At 57.2% G+C, this 18,712-nt stretch carries 13 protein-coding genes, 3 tRNA genes and 1 pseudogene; 10 read left to right on the top strand and 7 right to left on the bottom strand.

The features are described from left to right. Window positions 1–5: 5 nt before the first annotated feature. From frdC to frdA, 3 genes are read right to left on the bottom strand one after another with little or no spacing between them, the layout of a single operon-like run. Window positions 6–401, bottom strand: a complete 396-nt coding sequence (gene frdC / locus AFK62_RS17540) for a fumarate reductase subunit FrdC (RefSeq protein WP_007678862.1) — start codon at window positions 399–401, stop codon at window positions 6–8. Then, complete coding sequence (locus AFK62_RS17535; protein ID WP_007678861.1) at window positions 401–1,147, bottom strand: succinate dehydrogenase/fumarate reductase iron-sulfur subunit; 747 nt, start codon at window positions 1,145–1,147, stop codon at window positions 401–403. Before AFK62_RS17535 ends, frdC begins: the two co-directional genes overlap by 1 nt. Continuing rightward, window positions 1,140–2,930: a fumarate reductase (quinol) flavoprotein subunit gene (gene frdA, locus AFK62_RS17530; protein WP_007678859.1), complete on the bottom strand. Its 1,791-nt coding sequence runs from the start codon at window positions 2,928–2,930 to the stop codon at window positions 1,140–1,142. The genes AFK62_RS17535 and frdA overlap by 8 nt, the downstream gene beginning before the upstream one ends. 299 nt (window positions 2,931–3,229) lie before the next feature. Between frdA and epmA the strand changes: the two genes are divergently transcribed. Next, window positions 3,230–4,207, top strand: a complete 978-nt coding sequence (gene epmA / locus AFK62_RS17525) for an elongation factor P--(R)-beta-lysine ligase (RefSeq protein WP_007678857.1) — start codon at window positions 3,230–3,232, stop codon at window positions 4,205–4,207. 155 nt (window positions 4,208–4,362) lie between these two features. On the opposite strand, the gene mscM is transcribed toward epmA, so the two are convergent. From mscM to rsgA, 3 genes are all read right to left on the bottom strand, one after another. After that, on the bottom strand, window positions 4,363–7,695 hold the full coding sequence (gene mscM, locus AFK62_RS17520) for a miniconductance mechanosensitive channel MscM (RefSeq protein ID WP_053532058.1): 3,333 nt from the start codon (window positions 7,693–7,695) through the stop codon (window positions 4,363–4,365). 17 nt (window positions 7,696–7,712) lie between these two features. After that, complete coding sequence (gene asd / locus AFK62_RS17515; RefSeq protein WP_007678855.1) at window positions 7,713–8,675, bottom strand: archaetidylserine decarboxylase; 963 nt, start codon at window positions 8,673–8,675, stop codon at window positions 7,713–7,715. Window positions 8,676–8,771: 96 nt separating this feature from the next. Next, the gene (gene rsgA, locus AFK62_RS17510) at window positions 8,772–9,818 is read right to left on the bottom strand and encodes a small ribosomal subunit biogenesis GTPase RsgA (protein ID WP_007678854.1); all 1,047 of its coding nucleotides are present in this window, start codon (window positions 9,816–9,818) and stop codon (window positions 8,772–8,774) included. 112 nt (window positions 9,819–9,930) lie between these two features. Between rsgA and orn the strand changes: the two genes are divergently transcribed. From orn to AFK62_RS17490, 4 genes are all read left to right on the top strand, one after another. Further along, complete coding sequence (gene orn, locus AFK62_RS17505; RefSeq protein WP_007678853.1) at window positions 9,931–10,476, top strand: oligoribonuclease; 546 nt, start codon at window positions 9,931–9,933, stop codon at window positions 10,474–10,476. A 167-nt stretch (window positions 10,477–10,643) separates the two neighbouring features. Continuing rightward, a tRNA-Gly gene (locus AFK62_RS17500) sits at window positions 10,644–10,719 on the top strand. Window positions 10,720–10,874: 155 nt separating this feature from the next. After that, a tRNA-Gly gene (locus AFK62_RS17495) sits at window positions 10,875–10,950 on the top strand. Between the two features lie 32 nt (window positions 10,951–10,982). Beyond that, window positions 10,983–11,058, top strand: a tRNA-Gly gene (locus tag AFK62_RS17490). Between the two features lie 269 nt (window positions 11,059–11,327). Here AFK62_RS17490 and queG read toward each other — a convergent pair. Next, window positions 11,328–12,467 carry a tRNA epoxyqueuosine(34) reductase QueG gene (gene queG, locus AFK62_RS17485; RefSeq protein ID WP_007678852.1) on the bottom strand — a complete coding sequence of 380 codons (1,140 nt, stop codon included), beginning with the start codon at window positions 12,465–12,467 and terminating at the stop codon, window positions 11,328–11,330. On the opposite strand from queG, the pseudogene nnr reads away from it, so the two are divergent. The 5 genes and pseudogenes from nnr to miaA all read left to right on the top strand — a co-directional run bounded on the left by nnr (window position 12,466) and on the right by miaA (window position 18,658). Next, a pseudogene (gene nnr / locus AFK62_RS17480) lies at window positions 12,466–14,032 on the top strand (bifunctional ADP-dependent NAD(P)H-hydrate dehydratase/NAD(P)H-hydrate epimerase). The gene queG and the pseudogene nnr sit on opposite strands and share 2 nt — an antisense overlap. Further along, complete coding sequence (tsaE, locus tag AFK62_RS17475) at window positions 13,986–14,444, top strand: tRNA (adenosine(37)-N6)-threonylcarbamoyltransferase complex ATPase subunit type 1 TsaE (RefSeq protein WP_032984792.1); 459 nt, start codon at window positions 13,986–13,988, stop codon at window positions 14,442–14,444. Before nnr ends, tsaE begins: the two are co-directional and overlap by 47 nt. A 16-nt stretch (window positions 14,445–14,460) precedes the next feature. Continuing rightward, window positions 14,461–15,807, top strand: a complete 1,347-nt coding sequence (amiB, locus tag AFK62_RS17470; protein WP_007678849.1) for an N-acetylmuramoyl-L-alanine amidase AmiB — start codon at window positions 14,461–14,463, stop codon at window positions 15,805–15,807. Between the two features lie 9 nt (window positions 15,808–15,816). Then, window positions 15,817–17,715 (top strand): DNA mismatch repair endonuclease MutL, encoded by a 1,899-nt coding sequence (gene mutL / locus AFK62_RS17465; protein WP_007678848.1) that lies wholly within the window; start codon window positions 15,817–15,819, stop codon window positions 17,713–17,715. Beyond that, on the top strand, window positions 17,708–18,658 hold the full coding sequence (gene miaA, locus AFK62_RS17460) for a tRNA (adenosine(37)-N6)-dimethylallyltransferase MiaA (RefSeq protein ID WP_053532057.1): 951 nt from the start codon (window positions 17,708–17,710) through the stop codon (window positions 18,656–18,658). The genes mutL and miaA overlap by 8 nt, the downstream gene beginning before the upstream one ends. The last annotated feature ends 54 nt before the right edge of the window (window positions 18,659–18,712 follow it).

Raw genomic sequence — 18,712 nt, 5'->3', positions numbered from 1 at the left:
CCTCCTTACCAGTACAGGGCGACAAACAGGACGACAACCGTGACGATAACCGTTACGCCCCATAATCCTTTAATGACCGGCTCCGGCCCCATTTTTTCGTCTTTCACCACCACAATGGCGGCTTTAGGCGCAAGTTCAAACCAGGTTTTAGTGTGCAACAGCGCAGCCAGTAATGTGATGACATTGAGTAAAATGACGACAGGGTTTTGCAGGAAACCGACGAAACTGGCCCAGCTTTCCGGGCCATGCTTGAGCGCGAACAGCCCATAAATCAGCACGATGCTGAACCAGACTGCGGGTACTGAAGTGCCTTCACGCAGCATGTAAAAGCGGTAAAACGGCAGCGCTTTCCACCAGCCGGATTCCATCGTTCGTACATAAGGCTTACGTTTCGAGGTCATTATTCGCTCCTTGATCTGGGTTTCAACATGGCGATTAAGAAATCCTTCGAGCTCTCCACTTTGCTCTGCTGGATAGCCGCTGCAGGATCGACATGTTTCGGGCACACTTCTGAGCAGAAGCCGACAAAGGTGCAGGTCCACACACCGTTTTGACTGTTAAGCTGCGGCATCCTCGCCTGCTTGCCGTTATCGCGGCTGTCGAGGTTGTAGCGGTGCGCGAGGGTGATCGCCGCAGGCCCGATAAATTCCGGGTTCAGCCCGAATTGTGGACAGGCGGCGTAGCAGAGCCCGCAGTTAATACAGCCGGAGAACTGGTGGTATTTCGCCATCTGCGCCGGGGTTTGGGTGTTAGGGCCTTGTTCCGGCGTGCGCGTATTGCCAATGACGTAAGGCTTAATCGCTTCCAGGCTTTCGATAAAGTGCGTCATATCCACTACTAAATCGCGCTCGATCGGGAAGTTTGCCAGCGCTTCGACCTTCATGCCTGCAGGGTAGTCACGCAGAAACGTTTTACAAGCGAGTTTCGGTACGCGGTTAACCATCATCCCGCAGGAGCCGCAAATCGCCATGCGGCACGACCAGCGGTAGCTTAAATCCGGCGCCAGGTTGTCTTTGATATAGCCCAGCGCGTCCAGCAGCGACGTTTGTTCGTCCCACGGCACCTCATAAAACGCGCTGTGCGGCGCGCGATCGGTTTCCGGGTTGTAACGCACCACTTCAATCCGCAGGGTTTTCATCTCAGCCATTCGCCGTCTCCTTTTTGTCAGCCGCGTCTGCTTCGGCGCCATATACGCGCTTCGCCGGTGGCAGGGTGGTAATCTTCACGTCGCTGTAATCCAGGCGGGTCGTGCCGTCGGCATCGCGGAAGGCGAGGGTATGACGCAGGAAATTCACGTCGTCGCGCTCGGTGCAGCCTTCATCCAGGCGTTGATGCGCTCCGCGCGATTCTTTACGGGCCATCGCAGAGTGCGCCATACATTCAGCGACATTCAGGCCGTGGCCAAGCTCCATGGTGTAGAGCAACTCGGTATTGAACACGCTGGAGGTGTCGCTGATTCGCACACGCTTGAAACGTTCCTGAAGCTCAGCAAGTTTATCGATCGTTTTTTGCATCAGTTCCGGCGTGCGATAGATACCGCAGCCTTCTTCCATGGAAAGCCCCATTTCGTCGCGAATTTTCGCAAAGCTTTCGTTGCCTTCCTGATTAATAAGCTTATGCAGGCGCGCTTCAACATCCGCTACCTGTGCATTAAGCCGGTTGTCGCTTGCGGTGGTTGCTTCCATCGCGCGCTCCATCGCCTGTTCACCTGCAAGACGGCCAAACACGACGAGTTCGGCAAGCGAGTTTGAACCGAGACGGTTAGCGCCATGCAGGCCCACGGATGAACACTCGCCTACCGCAAACAGGCCCTTGATGCGGGTTTCGCACTGCGTGTTGGTTTCGATGCCGCCCATGGTGTAATGCGCGGTCGGACGCACAGGAATCGGTTCTTTAACCGGGTCAACGCCCACGTAGGCTTTCGAGAGCTCGCAGATAAACGGCAGACGCTCCAGAAGTTTTTTCTCACCGAGATGGCGCAAATCGAGATAAACCACATCGCCGCGTGGCGTAGAAATCGTGTTGCCTTTGCGCCATTCGTGCCAGAACGCCTGAGAAACTTTGTCGCGTGGCCCCAGTTCCATATATTTGTTTTTCGGCTCGCCGAGCGGCGTTTCCGGCCCCATGCCGTAATCCTGCAGATAACGATAGCCGTCTTTATTCACCAGAATGCCGCCTTCGCCGCGACACCCTTCCGTCATCAGAATGCCGGAGCCGGGCAGGCCGGTTGGGTGGTATTGCACAAATTCCATATCGCGCAGCGGAACGCCGTGTGAGAGCGCCATGCCCATACCGTCGCCGGTGACGATGCCGCCGTTAGTGTTGTAGCGATAAACGCGCCCCGCGCCGCCCGTCGCCATGACCACCGCATTAGCACGGATCTGTACAAGCGTGCCTTCCATCATATTCATCGCCACCAGGCCGCGCGCCTGGCCGTCATCCACCAGAATATCGAGGACGAAATGTTCGTCAAAGCGCTGGATTTGCGGGAATTGCAGAGAGGTCTGGAAGAGGGTGTGGAGCATGTGGAAACCGGTTTTGTCGGCGGCAAACCAGGTGCGTTCGATTTTCATGCCGCCAAAGCGGCGAACGTTAACCGACCCGTCAGGACGACGGCTCCACGGGCAACCCCATTGCTCAAGCTGCGTCATTTCGCGCGGGCAGTGGTGAACGAAATAGTCTACGACGTCTTGTTCGCACAGCCAGTCGCCACCAGCGACGGTGTCGTGAAAGTGATACTCAAAACTGTCATGATCCTGCGCGACCGCGGCTGAACCGCCTTCGGCGGCAACGGTATGGCTGCGCATGGGATAGACTTTTGAAATCAGTGCGATTTTAGCGTTGGGATTACGCTCGGCCGCCGCAATGGCTGCCCGCAGTCCCGCGCCGCCAGCACCGATAATGGCAAGATCGGCTTGAAAAGTATGCACGACATTCCTCCGGGTTTAGTTATTCCCACCGCGCGGTAACAAAGGCGAAAACTCGGGGCTGCGCGGGGGTAATGTGTCCCCTGCTCCTTTTTGGGTAGCTGAGTATAACCGCACCCCCAGAGGGGAAATTTGATGTGTTCGATTTTTTGGGGCTGCATGACGGGGTTTATCCCTCGGGTTGATGAGGTGGCTCACAAAACGCAACCTCTGCGCGCCTGACGCCAATAGTGCGCAAAATTTGTCTGCCGGTCGGGATACGAGTAGACTTCGTGCCCTTGTTTGACGACGGAGAAAGCACCATGAGCGAAACGGCCACCTGGCAGCCGAGCGCATCCATCCCCAACCTGTTAAAACGCGCCGCCATCATGGCGGAGATCCGCCGCTTTTTTGCGGACCGCGGCGTTCTGGAGGTGGAAACCCCCTGCATGAGCCAGGCGACGGTAACCGATATCCACTTGTTCCCGTTCGAAACGCGTTTCGTCGGCCCCGGCCATTCCCAGGGAATCAACCTCTATCTCATGACCAGCCCGGAATACCATATGAAACGGCTGCTGGCGGCAGGTTGTGGGCCGGTGTATCAGTTGTGCCGCAGCTTCCGTAATGAAGAGATGGGACGCCACCACAACCCGGAATTCACTATGCTGGAGTGGTACCGCCCGCATTACGATATGTACCGTCTGATGAATGAGGTGGACGATCTATTGCAGCAAGTGCTGGATTGCCAGCCTGCCGAGACCATTTCTTACCAGCAGGCGTTCCAGCGTCATCTGGAGATCGATCCGCTCTCGGCAGATAAAAACCAGCTGCGTGACGTGGCGGCGAAGCTTGATCTCAGCAACATTGCCGATACCGAAGAAGATCGCGATACGCTGCTGCAACTGCTGTTTACCATGGGCGTCGAGCCGCATATCGGTAAAGATCGCCCGGTGTTTGTCTATCATTTCCCGGCAAGCCAGGCGGCGCTCGCGCAAATCAGCACCGAAGATCATCGCGTGGCAGAACGTTTCGAGGTCTATTACAAAGGCATCGAACTGGCGAATGGTTTCCATGAGCTGACAGACGCGCGCGAACAGCAGCAGCGTTTCGAGCAGGATAACCGCAAACGCCAGCAGCGCGGGTTGCCGCAACAGCCGGTCGACTATAATTTGCTGGAAGCGCTCAAGGTGGGCCTGCCGGATTGTTCCGGCGTGGCGCTCGGCGTGGATCGGCTGATTATGCTGGCGCTGGGGGCTGAAAGCCTGGCGGAGGTTATCGCCTTTACGGTCGACCGCGCCTGATGTTGGTGCAGGTGTAATATCGGATAACGGGGGGCGCTCTGTCACCCGGCCGGTGTTGAGCATGCAGGATGGATAAAAGCGTTAAAACATTTTCAGACGGACCTGATCCTTCATGACATAAAAAAGGAGCCTTTCGGCTCCTTTTTCGTTTTTAGCTACATACTACCGGGCGCACGGTTAGTGCGGCCAGCGGAGGTCAATGTCCGCGCGGTGCGTTTCCCGTCGAGGCTCTCCAGGCGCATCTGGAAAGGCGGGAATGGCATTTCGATACCGTGTTCGCGGAAACCCTGCAAAATGAGCTGATGGATTTCGTGTCGCAGCGGCATCCGGTGGCCCATTTCGGCGGCGTGGATGCGTAACTCAAAGAGCTGAATGCCTTGCTGCAAATCCACCAGGAACACTTCCGGCGGCGGGTTATCAATCACATACGTACATTTCTGTGCGGCGCGATAGAGGAGCTGTGTCACTTCTTCACTGTTCGCATCCGACGGCGCAGGCACCGTCAACACCACGCGGGTGACCGAATCGGAAAGCGACCAGTTAATGAACTGTTCGGTGATAAACGCTTTATTCGGCACGATGATCTCTTTGCGGTCCCAGTCACTGATCGTCGTCGCGCGAGTATTAATACGCGTCACGCTGCCGGTTAAATCGCGGATGGTCACGGTGTCGCCGATGCGGATCGGCTTCTCAAAAAGAATAATCAGGCCGGAAATAAAGTTGGCGAAAATCTCCTGTAAACCAAAACCGAGCCCGACGCCGAGCGCTGCGACCAGCCATTGCAGTTTCGACCATTCGATACCGATCATGGAGAAGCCCACCAGGCCGCCAATCAGCATCAGCAAGTATTTGGTGATAGTGGTGATGGCATAGCCGGTGCCCGGCGTTAACTCAAGGTGCTGCAATACCACCAGCTCCAGTAGCGCGGGGAGATTGCGCACCAGCTGTGTGGTCACGATAAATACCAGAATTGCGATCAGCACCGCGCCAAGCGTAATCGGCTCAATGCTCTCCACACCCTGCGCGGTTGAGGTGACATCCCACAGCGAAATATTCTCAAGGAAACCAAACGCCGAGTGAATTTCCGACCACAACACAATGACGGAAAGCAGTGCGATAAGCGTAAGAATAGAGCGCACCAGACGCAGCGACTGTGCGCTTATCGCATCCAGATCGAGTTCAGCGACATCGACCTCGACACTGCCTTCGGTGCTGTGCGCATGGTGCGAGTCTTCTTCACCACGGGCGCGTTGGGCAAGGATCTCCGCGCGGCGTGAACGGGCGCGATCGAAGGCCAGACGACGGCGTTGAATCAGCATCCAGCGGCGAATGATGTAATAAATCACCAGCAACAGGAACCAGATGGCGACAGAGGTTTCCAGACGCGCCAGCAGAGCCTGGGCTGTGGCGAGATAACCCACGGCAGCCGCAAGGATAGCCATCAGCGGCGCGCATATCATGATGTTCCAGAGAAGCCGGTTGACCCAGTTGTCACCGTTGCCTTCATTATCCAGATAGAGTGGGATGCCCGCGCGTTTCAGGCTCAGGGTGACTATCGCCAGCGCGCCGCAGATAAGCACGAAGCAAAGCCGCCCCAGGGAGCCTGAAAATTCGCGGTCGTTGAGATTATCAAAGGTAATCAGCGCCATGATAAGCGGCACGATAAAACCGATGCTCATCAGGTAATAGCGCATCGCGCGGGCGACGCGGTTGCGTGGCCAGCCGAAGTGCGTCGTAAACAGGCCATTCGGGCGCGCAAACGCCGCAGAAATCATTACTACCCACAGCAATGGCACCGTGGCAGTCACGCCGTCGCCGACCGCTACCGCGATAGGGTAGGGCCAGGCTTCGCGAAGGCCATAACCGAGCGTCGCCCACAGTACCGGCAGCGGCGAGGCGACCAGAATCGACCAGAACACCGTGCGCAGCGTGAGCCAGAAGTGATCCTGCGTGACTTTACCGACCCGCGCGCTGGAACGCTCCAGAAATGCCGTAAAATGGCGGCGCGAGCTGATACTAAAGCCTACCAGCAACAGCGCGGCGAAAAGCGGGAGCAGTGTCTCTTTGCTGGTCACCATCATCACCGCGGCTTTACCGAGCTGGCCGAAGGAGTCAAGCGAGATAAGACGGCGTAAATCCTGCACGATATCTACCGGCCAGCTGATGCTGAGCGGGCTGACATCCGAGGTCCAGAATAGATAGCGGTGCGTCGCCTCGTTGACTTCTTTCAGCGCATCTTCAAGCTGGCTGTTGGCGACTTTCAGCTTGGTAAGTTCAAGAATTAACGTGTCGCCGCCCTGCAGCAGCGAATTAAGCAGTTCGCGCTGGGTACGCAGTTGCGCCTCCAGAATGCGGTTCTGTTCCGCTGTTAGCGGTTTGCCATTCGTCTGGCGAAGCTGGCGTAGCTGCGGCTGTTTGTTGAGCTGATCTTCATAGCGCAGGCGATGTACGCGAAGCTGAGCCATTTCGGTATCGAGTTGTTGGAGCTTCGGCATTTCTGGCAGGCGTGAAACTTGCGCCCGCAGCGCCTCGCCAAGCACATTGGACACACCAAGCCACTGCGACTGCTCGCGCAGGGTCGTCAGCGCCTGACGCACCTGCATGGTCTGGCTGGTGGCCTGTCGCTGCTGTGAGGCGACCAAATCCATGCGCTGCGCCTGCTGGTTCAGCGCGCGCGACAGTTCGCGGTTGACGTTGAATTGTTCAACGATAGCAGGCGGCAAGTTTTCACTGTTCTCGGCCAGTAATTCGGTGCTTTCCAGCGCGCGTTCGGCCTCTTGCTGGCGCTGGCTATTAAGCTGATTACGCAGCGCCTGCAGATAGGCGTCGAGCTGTTCGCTCTGCTTTTGCGCGAGTTCTGCGCGCAGACGCGCCAGCTCCTGACGATTGCTGGCAGAAAGCTGCGCAAGTTCCAGCTCGTCAACACGTGCTTTGAGCTGGGCGGATTCTGCCTGCTGGCTAAGAAGTTGCGCGGCGCCAAGCGATGTCGAGCCGGAAGGCGCGCCAGAGCGGCGTTCCATCTCATTAAGCTGACGGCGGGCGTCGGTTTGCTGTTGCGGAAGCTGGCTTAAGGAGTCGGCAATTTCGCGAGCGCGGTCTTGCTCTTGCTGCGCTTCGCGGCTTTTCTCCAATAGCTGACTGCTGACCTGGAGGATCTCCTGATTGAGCGCATCGGTGGTGAGTCCGGTAGGTACCCGACGCGGCTCATCGCGCAGGTTATTCAGTTGCTGGCGAAGCGACTGCGACAGCTTGGGAAAATTATCGATAACCTGCTGATATTGCCTGGCGCGCTCAAGGGACGCTTTGCGTTCCTCAAGCGCGTTTTGCGCGGACTGCAGGGCTTCTATCACTTGCGCCTGATCGGGCTGGTTTTTAGCCGCTTTGGCTTGCTCCAGCTCCTGCGCTATCTGTTTTTCATCAGGCGCTGTTGCGGCGTTCGCGCCAAAGCTCAGGCTCAAGGCCAGCAGCACGTAAAGGATCAGGCGCACGTCATTTTACCTTTGTATTAACGGTCCGGGTCGTTGTCTACCAGAGGATTGGCTTCACGTTCGGCATCCACTTCTTCTCGCGAAATGACAGCAGGTGCGACGTCAGCGGCCACGGCGTCGGCGGCGACTGCCAGCGGTTCGCCAAGGCGTGTTACGGAAAGGCTTTGCAGGTGCTCAACCAGATCCACCTGGCCCGGCGCGAAGAGGTTAATCACCGTCGAGCCCAGCTTGAAGCGGCCCATTTCCTGGCCTTTCAGCAGCGCAATTGCGCCGTCGCTTTCCCCAGCCGGATAGGTCCAGCGCTTGATGATGCCTTCGCGCGGCGGGGTGATAGTGCCAGCCCAGACGGTTTCGATGCTACCGACAATGGTGGCTCCTACCAGAATCTGCGCCATCGGGCCAAATTCGGTATCGAACAGGCAGATCACACGTTCGTTGCGCGCAAACAGGTTCGGCACGTTTTGCGCCGTCAGGTGGTTTACCGAGAAGAGATCGCCCGGTACGTAAATCATCTCGCGCAGGATGCCATTACATGGCATGTGCACGCGGTGGTAGTCGCGCGGTGACAGATACGTGGTGGCGAAGCTGCCGTTACGGAACAGGTCGGCCATCAGGTAGTTACCGGCAAGCAGCGCTTCCAGGGTGTAGTTGTGGCCTTTCGCCTGCAGGATTTTATCGCCTTCGATGCGCCCAAGCTGGCTTATCACGCCGTCGGCAGGCATAACGAGAACATTCGGATCGGTGTTCAGTGGGCGGACTTCATCGCGCAGTGGGCGGACGAAAAATTCGTTGAAGGTGCGATAGCTGGCGGTATCAGGTTTTTGCGCCTCGCTCATGTTGACCTTGTAATATTTCACGAACAGGTCGATGACAAGCTTAGTCAGCCAGCCTGCGCGCTTGCTTGCGCCCCAGCCAGCAAGGCGAGTGAGCCACTGTTTAGGCAGAATATATTGCAGCGAAAGTTTGATTTCGTTTAACAAGGTAGCCTCCAGGCCAGTGTTTCAACGTTCCTGACCCGGCTGGACGCCGGGCCTGTCAGAAAAAGGGGCTGATTCTAACGACGCCAAGCTTAATTGTCAGTCGTCACTTTCAGAAAAGTTTTTACGCGTTTTTACCTGCGCCATGCTTTCCAGAATCCGGTGGTAATTGTCGAAGCGGCTTTCAGCAATCTCGCCGCGCTCCACGGCTTCGCGGATGGCACAGCCAGGGTCATTGCCGTGCTTGCAATCGCGGAATTTGCACAGGCCCAGATAGTCGTGGAACTCGATAAAGCCGTGGGTTATCTGCTCCGGCTCAAGGTGCCACAGGCCGAACTCGCGCACGCCTGGCGAATCGATGACTTCGCCGCCGCCAGGGAAGTGGTACAGGCGCGAGGCGGTAGTGGTGTGCTGGCCAAGCCCGGAGTTGTCGGAAACGTCGTTAACCAGAATCTGATTATCTTTCAGGCCCAGCAGGTTATTCAGCAGGCTCGATTTACCCACGCCCGACTGTCCGGCGAAAATACTCGTGCGATCGATAAGCGCCTGCTCCAGCTCCTTCAGCCCTTCGTCTTTGTAGCTGGACACCAGCAGGACGCGATAGCCGATGCGGCGATAGATATCCATCTGCTCGTTGACGAAGGCGAGGCCTTCTTCATCCAGCAGATCGGTTTTGTTGAGGACCAGTAGCGGTTCAACGTCCAGCGTTTCGCAGGCCACCAGATAACGGTCGATGATGTTCAGCGACAGCTCCGGCAGGATGGCCGAGACGATGATTATCTGATCGATATTCGCGGCGATAGGCTTCACGCCGTCGTAGAAATCCGGGCGCGTCAGGACTGAGGTGCGCTCGTGGACCGCATCGACAATGCCTTTGCCCTGCACATTCTCTTTCGCCGGACGCCAGACGACGCGATCGCCGGTGACCAGCGAACGGATGGTGCGGCGAATGTTACAGCGGTACACCCCGCCGTCAGACGATTCGACGTCGGCATGCTGACCAAAACGACTGATAACGCGGCCGTCGCGGGGCTCACCAAATTGTGAGTCGTCGGGATCGGCTTTCTCCGTAGTCTGTTTGAGCCGGCGCTGATGGTTCGCTGACACGCGGCGCTGCTGACCTTTGGAGAGTTTATTTTTGCTCAATCTTAATGGCTCCTGGTCGCCCCTGGTGGGCAAAACCTCTATGATATCAGCTATTGTAAATGAATTAACTGCCTGTCACCCCAGTGTGACGCGATAACGGATGGAAAATAGCATGAGTGCCAATGAAAACAACCTCATTTGGATCGATCTGGAGATGACCGGGCTCGATCCGCGTCAGGATCGCATCATTGAAATCGCCACCCTGGTGACCGACGCCGATCTGAATATTCTGGCGGAAGGACCGGTTATCGCTGTGCATCAGTCTGACGAGCAACTGGCGCTGATGGATGACTGGAACGTGCGCACCCACACCGCCAGCGGTCTGGTGGATCGCGTTAAAGCGAGCACGATGGGCGAACATGAGGCGGAGCGGGCGACGATTGAATTTCTTAAAGAATGGGTCCCGGCGGGTAAATCGCCAATCTGCGGCAACAGCATCGGCCAGGACCGCCGCTTCCTGTTTAAGTACATGCCGGAGCTGGAGGCGTACTTCCACTACCGTTATCTGGACGTGAGCACGCTGAAAGAACTGGCGCGCCGCTGGAAGCCGGAAGTGCTCGACGGCCTGAAGAAACAGAATACGCATCAGGCGCTGGATGATATCCGCGAATCCGTGGCGGAGCTTGCGTATTACCGCGAACATTTTATTAAATTGTGATGGTGAAGAGGGGCTAAGCCCCTCTTTTGCTGATAATGTACTCACTTTGTCGAATAAAAAAGCAGTCAGATAAAAATCACGAAAAAAAGCGTTTAAGGGGTTGCGGTAGAAATCATTTCTCGTATAATGCGCCTCCCGTAACGACACAGAAATGTGAATTACGCAGAGCGGGAATAGCTCAGTTGGTAGAGCACGACCTTGCCAAGGTCGGGGTCGCGAGTTCGAGTCTCGTTTCCCGCTCCAAAATTTGAAATCGCCGAAAGGCAGCACCACCCAATCAAAGAATTTCGAGTTGCAACAAGGCAGCAACTGAACGAATACTTGGGAGCTTACTTAAGTAAGTGACTAAGGTGAGTGAAGGCAGCTAACGTAGTAGCAACCAGAAAGACGAAGATTAAGCGGGAATAGCTCAGTTGGTAGAGCACGACCTTGCCAAGGTCGGGGTCGCGAGTTCGAGTCTCGTTTCCCGCTCCAAATTTGAAATGCCGAAAGGCAACACCACCCAAGCGGGAATAGCTCAGTTGGTAGAGCACGACCTTGCCAAGGTCGGGGTCGCGAGTTCGAGTCTCGTTTCCCGCTCCAAATCTCCTCGATTGTACAAATTATCCACAGCGACAAGACGCGCTGCGGCTGGTTTTTCACGTTTATCCTGAAACTTTCTGAACAGACTTATCCACAGTTTGTAAAAAGTTATCCTGGCAAAGAAAATGATAACTTTAGTCACATCTTTTATTTAACTAATTGATAAAAAAGAAAAATAATTTATTACCAAATGTTATTTTTGAGCCTTTAAGTGAAATTGGCCCGTTGAATGACAAGACTTTTTTAATTTTATTCACAGCGAAACGCGTCTAGGCGTCGCGCGGCAGCCCTTTCTCAATCACCCTTACCAGTCGTTGTTTCTGCGGCAACTGCACTTCCACCACACAGGCATTACGCTTGTCTATTTGTTGCGCAATCGCCCAGTCAATATGTTCATCAAGAAGTGGTTGCTCACCTTTGCGCTGTTGAAGCGCCGTAAGGTTCGCCTCATCCCAGGGCGCATTACCGAGCGCGACCGCAATATTACGCAGCCAGCGCAGATGGCCAATGCGCCGAATCGCCGAACCTTCTGTCACTTTTAAAAAATGCGCTTCGCTCCAGGCGAACAGCTCAATGAGCTTCGGTGCGTGCAACGCCTGACGTGGACTAAAATCCGTCTCGTCGGTCAGTTGAGAAAAACGATTCCATGGGCAGATCAACTGACAGTCGTCGCAGCCGTAAATGCGGTTACCCATCAGCGGGCGGAATTCTTCAGGGATAGCGCCTTCCAGCTCAATAGTGAGATAGGAGATGCAGCGGCGCGCATCGACCGTGTACGGTTCGACAATCGCACCGGTCGGACAGATAGTCATGCAGGCAACGCAGCGCCCACAGCCTTCTTCCACGGGCTTATCCACCGGCAATGGCAGATCAACCAGCAGTTCGCCGAGAAAGAAAAACGAGCCGGCATCGCGGCTGAGGATGAGAGAATGTTTACCGGTCCAGCCGAGCCCGGCTTTTTCTGCAAGCGGACGTTCAAGAAGGGGCGCAGAGTCAACAAAGGGTCTAAAATTCAGCGACGCGCAATGCTGTTGCAGCGTTTCGCCGAGTTTTTTTAGACGGTTTCTCAAAAGCTTATGGTAATCGCGCCCAAGGGCGTAGCGGCTCACATAACCGAGCGAGGGATCTTTAAGGGTACTGGCAAACGCAGCGTTGGCGGGCAGGTAGTTCATTCGCACGCTGATGACGCGCAGCGTGCCGGGCAGCAGTTCATGCGGGCGCGCGCGGAGCATGCCGTGACGCGCCATCCACTCCATTTCGCCGTGATACTGTTTATCCAGCCACGCCTGTAGCGCGCCTTCGCTGGCGCTGAGATCGGTATCGGTAATACCAACCTGCTGAAAACCCAGCTCGGCACCCCATTGTTTAATTTTTTGCGCTAACTGATTGAGATCGAGGGGTTCAGACATGACGGACCACGGGATGAACAAAAACGGCGCCAGTATACCACACTCCGTATGGCCTGCGGACTGGCTGCGCAATGCGGAAAAGGCGGCGGCGGACAGCTTCGGGCTGACGCTCTTTGAACTGATGCAGCGTGCCGGTGACGCGGCGTTTCAGGTGGCGCGGGCAGCATATCCGAACCGCCAGCGCTGGCTGGTGCTCTGCGGCCATGGTAATAACGGTGGGGACGGCTATGTCGTGGCACGCCTGGCGCAGGCGGCGGGTATCGACGTAACGCTGCTGGCGCTGGAGAGCGATAAGCCGCTGCCGGAAGAGGCGCAGGCCGCGCGTGAAGCCTGGCTTGACGCGGGTGGTGAGATCCATGCCCCGCACACGCCGTTGCCAGAAACCTGCGACCTGATTATTGACGCGTTGCTGGGCACCGGCTTAACCCAGGCGCCACGTGAAGCCGTGGCCGACCTGATAGAACAGACCAACCGGCATCCGGCGCCGGTTATCGCGCTTGATATTCCGTCCGGCTTGCTGGCGCAAACCGGTGGTGCGCCGGGTGCGGTCATTGACGCGGCGCACACGGTGACGTTTATTGCGCTCAAACCGGGGCTACTGACGGGCCGTGCGCGCGATGTGGTTGGACAGTTGCACTATCACGCGCTGGGGCTGGAGGCGTGGCTTGCCGGACAGACGGCACCGTATGCGCGTCTCGACGAGACGCTGCTTTCCCACTGGCTTAAACCGCGCCGTCCCGGTTCTCATAAGGGAGATAATGGCAAGCTGGTCATTATCGGCGGCGATCACGGTACCGCAGGCGCTATCCGTATGACCGGTGAGGCGGCATTGCGCGCAGGCGCAGGGCTGGTGCGAGTACTTACTCGCGTGGAAAACATTGCGCCGCTTATCACCGCGCGACCCGAGTTGATGGTTCATGAGCTAACCAGCGATACGCTGGATGAAAGTCTGACGTGGGCTGATGTGGTCGTCATCGGGCCGGGACTGGGGCAACAGGAGTGGGGCAAAACGGCACTTGAAAAAGTGCGTGGCTGCGACAAACCGATGCTCTGGGATGCGGACGCGTTGAACCTTCTGGCAATCGCGCCTGATAAACGTCACAATCGCATTCTTACGCCGCATCCCGGCGAAGCCGCGCGGTTGCTGAACCGCCGCGTGGCGGAAATTGAGAGTGACCGCTTACTTAGCGCCAGAGAACTGGCACAGCGCTACGGCGGCTGTGTCGTGCTGAAGGGGGCGGGAACAGTGGTGGCAGGCGGCCATGATGAATGCAGCATCATTGATGCGGGCAATCCTGGCATGGGCAGCGGCGGCATGGGCGATGTGCTTTCTGGCATTATCGGCGCGTTGCTGGCGCAGCGGCTTGATCCTTATGATGCAGCCTGCGCGGGCTGTGTAGCCCATGGCGCAGCGGCCGATGCGCTCGCGGCGCGCTACGGCACTCGCGGCATGTTAGCCACCGATCTGTTTTCCACGCTCTATCGTTTTGTTAATCCGGATATAGACAGACCAGAATCATGATGAATCGCGTTATACCTTTACCCGAAGAGCAGGCCACCCTTGATCTTGGCGCACGCCTCGCGCGCGCCTGTACCGGCGCGACGGTTATCCATCTGTACGGTGATTTGGGCGCGGGAAAAACCACGTTCAGTCGGGGGTTCCTGCAGGCGTGCGGTCATCAAGGGAATGTAAAAAGCCCAACCTATACGCTGGTAGAGCCCTATACGCTTGAAAACAGAATGGTCTACCACTTCGATCTCTATCGTCTGGCCGATCCGGAAGAGCTTGAGTTTATGGGTATCCGCGATTACTTCACCGATGACGCGATTTGTCTGGTGGAGTGGCCGCAGCAGGGGGCGGGTGTATTGCCGCCGCCGGATATCGAAATCCATTTGTCATGGCGGGATCAGGGGCGTGAAGCGCAGGTGAAAGCGGTCTCCGCCGCCGGCGACGCGCTGCTGGCGCACCTCGCCTGAACGCAAGGACGACGCAATGATCACACGCATGAAATACTGGGTCACCGCGCTTCTGCTGGCGATATGCGCGCCTGCGTTCGGCGCGACGCTCTCTGACATACAGGTTTCCAATGGCGACGGCCAGGCGCGGATCACGCTGAGTTTTATGGGCGATCCCGAATACGCATACTCGCAGCAGGGTAAGCGCAGCGTCGCGCTGGATATTAAACAAACCGGCGTGATTCAGGGGCTGCCGCTGATGTTCAGCGGTGAAAACCTGGTAAAGAGTATTCGCGCTGGTGAGCCTAAAGACAATCAATCCCTCCGTCTGGTGGTCGATTTAACGAAAGACGGCAAGGCCCGTGCGGTGAAGCAGCAAAAAGGCGCGGGTTATAATGTCGTCTTTACCATTGACGCTGACGAGCCACCGCCACCACCACCACCGCCGCCTGTTGTGGCGCAGCGTGAGCCTGCCGCCGCCCCGGTGCGCCCATCGGAGCCTGCGCGCAACCCGTTTCGCTCGGATAACGATCGCGTTACCAGCGTTGTGGGCAGCAATACCGTCACAAGACCGGGGCGCAGCGTTAGCCGCGCCGCATCTGACCGTGTGATTGTGGCGATCGATGCCGGACACGGCGGGCAGGATCCTGGTGCTATCGGCCCCGGTGGCGTGCGTGAGAAAAATGTCACGATCGCCATTGCCCGTAAGCTGCGTACGCTGTTGAACGATGATCCGATGTTTAAAGGCGTGCTGACTCGCGATGGCGACTATTTTATCTCGGTCATGGGCCGTTCAGACGTCGCGCGCCAGCAGAACGCGAACCTTCTGGTCTCTATCCACGCCGATGCCGCGCCCAACCGCGACGCCACCGGCGCGTCTGTCTGGGTGCTCTCCAACCGCCGCGCCAACAGCGAAATGGCGAGCTGGCTGGAACAGCACGAGAAACAGTCGGAACTGTTGGGCGGCGCGGGCGACGTTCTGGCCAACAGTCAGGCGGATCCGTATCTGAGCCAGGCCGTGCTGGATTTGCAGTTCGGCCATTCGCAGCGCGTCGGGTATGATGTCGCGACCAGTATGCTGGGGCAGTTGCAACGGGTCGGTTCGCTGCATAAACGCCGTCCCGAACACGCAAGTCTTGGCGTGCTGCGCTCACCGGATATTCCGTCTGTGCTGGTGGAAACCGGCTTTATCAGCAATACCGGCGAAGAGCGTTTGCTCGCAAGCGATGACTACCAGCAGCAAATTGCCAACGCGATTTATCAGGGGCTGCGCAATTACTTTATTGCGCATCCGCTCCAGGCCGCGCCAAAGGGTGACAGCGGAACGGGGCAGACCGCCCGCTCCGCTGACAACGCTTCAAGCCAGGTCACTGTGATTCAGTAAGGAGAGTTCATGCCGATTCAGGTTCTGCCGCCGCAGCTTGCGAACCAGATCGCCGCCGGTGAGGTGGTGGAACGTCCTGCGTCGGTCGTCAAAGAGCTGGTGGAAAACAGCCTCGACGCCGGCGCCTCGCGCATTGATATAGATATCGAACGCGGCGGCGCGAAGCTTATCCGCATTCGCGATAATGGCGGCGGTATCAAAAAAGAGGAGCTGGCCCTGGCGCTGGCCCGTCACGCCACCAGCAAAATCGCCTCGCTGGACGATCTGGAAGCTATCATTAGCCTCGGCTTTCGCGGAGAGGCGCTGGCCAGTATCAGTTCCGTATCCCGTTTAACGCTGACATCCCGCACGGCCGAGCAACAAGAGGCGTGGCAGGCTTATGCCGAAGGCCGCGATATGGACGTGACTATCAAACCCGCGGCGCACCCGGTCGGCACCACGCTTGAAGTGCTGGATCTGTTTTACAACACCCCAGCGCGGCGCAAATTTATGCGCACCGAGAAAACCGAATTCACGCATATCGATGAAGTGGTCCGCCGCATTGCGCTGGCGCGCTTTGACGTGACCATTAACCTCAGTCACAACGGCAAAATGATGCGCCAGTACCGCGCAGTCCAGGGCAGTACGCCGCGCGAACGTCGTCTTGGCTCGATTTGCGGCCCGGCGTTCCTGGAGCAGGCGCTGGCGATTGAGTGGCAGCATGGCGATCTGGCGCTGCGCGGCTGGGTCGCGGAGCCGAAAGGTACTACGGCGGCATTAGCTGAAATTCAGTATTGCTATGTGAATGGCCGAATGATGCGTGACCGGTTAATTAATCACGCAATCCGTCAGGCCTGCGAAGATAAGCTCGGTATCGATCAGCAACCCGCGTATGTGCTTTATCTGGAAATTGACCCGCACCAGGTGGATGTCAACGTCCATCCCGCCAAGCATGAAGTACGTTTTCATCAGTCGCGACTGGTGCATGATTTCATCTACCAGGGCGTGGTGAGCGTACTCCAGCAGCAGGCGGCGAACCCCCTGGCGTTGGATGAACCGCGTGAAGACGCCCCGCGCTGGCAGCCCGAAAACCGCGTGGCGGCGGGCAAAAACCACTTTGCCGACCCCGCGCCGCGTGAACGTTCCGTCGCACGCGAAAATGACACACCGCGCTTTAACGCCACCGCGGGTGCATCATCACACGGCAGTGGGCGCAGCAGCGCCAGTCAGGGCGGCTGGCCGCACGCGACACCGGGCTACGAGAAAGAACAGGGCGCGCTTTACCGGCAACTGTTGGAAACGCCCGCCGTAACGCCACCGCCTGAACCACCGGCGCGTAAAGCGTCGCCACCGCCCGCACCTGCGCTTGATGGCCATTCATACAGTTTTGGCCGCGTGCTGACGCTGGTGTCAGAAAATGTGGCGCTGCTTGAACGTGACGGCAAGCTGATGTTGCTGTCGTTGAGCGTGGCGGAGCGTTGCCTCAAACAGGCGCAACTGCTACCGCGTGACGAGGCGCCTTGCGCGCAACCCCTGTTGATTCCGGTTCGTCTGAAAATTTCCGGCGACGAGCGAGGCATTGTGACGCGCGCACACCCACAGCTTCAGCGCTTAGGCATTGAAATCATGCTCGATGCGCAACATGTGACGATTCGTGCAGTGCCTTTACCCTTACGCCAACAAAATTTACAAATCTTGATTCCTGAACTGATAGGCTACCTGGCGCAGCAAACAAACGCTGACGATGCCGCTGTTGCCGGATGGCTTGCCCGCCATCTGGTTATCGCGCAGCCGTGGAGTGTCGCGCAAGCCATCGCGACGCTCACGGAGCTCGAAAGGCTGTGTCCGCAGATGGTGAAGTCGCCGCCAGAGGGTTTATTGCAACTTATCGATTTACAACCGGCGATGAATGCCCTGACACATGAATGACGTAAGCAATACTAGCCTTCCGAAGGCTATTTTTCTGATGGGGCCAACAGCATCCGGCAAAACGGCACTGGCCATTCGCCTGCGCCAGACGCTGCCGGTGGAGTTGATCAGCGTGGATTCGGCGCTGATCTATAAAGGCATGGATATCGGCACTGCGAAGCCTGACGCGCACGAATTGTCGCAGGCACCGCACCGCTTACTGGATATTATCGATCCAGCGCAGGCTTACTCGGCGGCGGATTTCCGCCGCGATGCGCTAAAAGAGATGGCGGACATTGTTGCCGCCGGGCGCATACCGCTGCTGGTGGGTGGTACCATGCTTTACTTCAAGGCGCTGCTGGAAGGACTGTCACCGCTTCCATCGGCCGATCCTGCCGTCAGAGCAGAGATTGAACGACAAGCGGCAGAGCAGGGGTGGGACGCGCTGCATCGCAAGCTTCAGGAGATAGATCCTGTCGCGGCGCAACGAATCCATCCTAACGATCCGCAAAGGCTTTCCCGGGCACTGGAAGTTTTTTTCATTTCGGGTAAAACTTTAACGGAACTGACGCAAACGTCAGGAGAAGCTCTGCCCTATCAGGTGCATCAGTTCGCCATCGCCCCGGCGAGCCGTGAACTGCTCCATCAGCGCATTGAGCAGCGTTTTCACCAGATGTTAGCTTCAGGTTTTGAGGCAGAAGTTCGGGCGCTATTTGCCCGTGGAGATTTGCATACGGACATGCCTTCCGTTCGTTGCGTGGGATATCGCCAGATGTGGTCTTATCTGGCGGGTGAAATCTCATACGACGAAATGGTTTATCGAGGTATTTGCGCCACGAGACAGTTAGCGAAGCGCCAGATGACCTGGCTGCGCGGTTGGGAAGGTGTGCACTGGCTCGACAGTGAGGCGCCTGAGCAAGCGTACAGCGATGTGTTACAGGTTATTGGTGCGAAGCAACAATGAATGTGTACAATTGAATCGTATCGTGCGCGGATTTTTACGCAGTTTTTCAGAGCC

The sequence above is a fragment of the Cronobacter condimenti 1330 genome (assembly GCF_001277255.1).
GTDB lineage: Bacteria > Pseudomonadota > Gammaproteobacteria > Enterobacterales > Enterobacteriaceae > Cronobacter > Cronobacter condimenti.
This window is presented reverse-complemented; position numbering and strand designations above follow the sequence as displayed.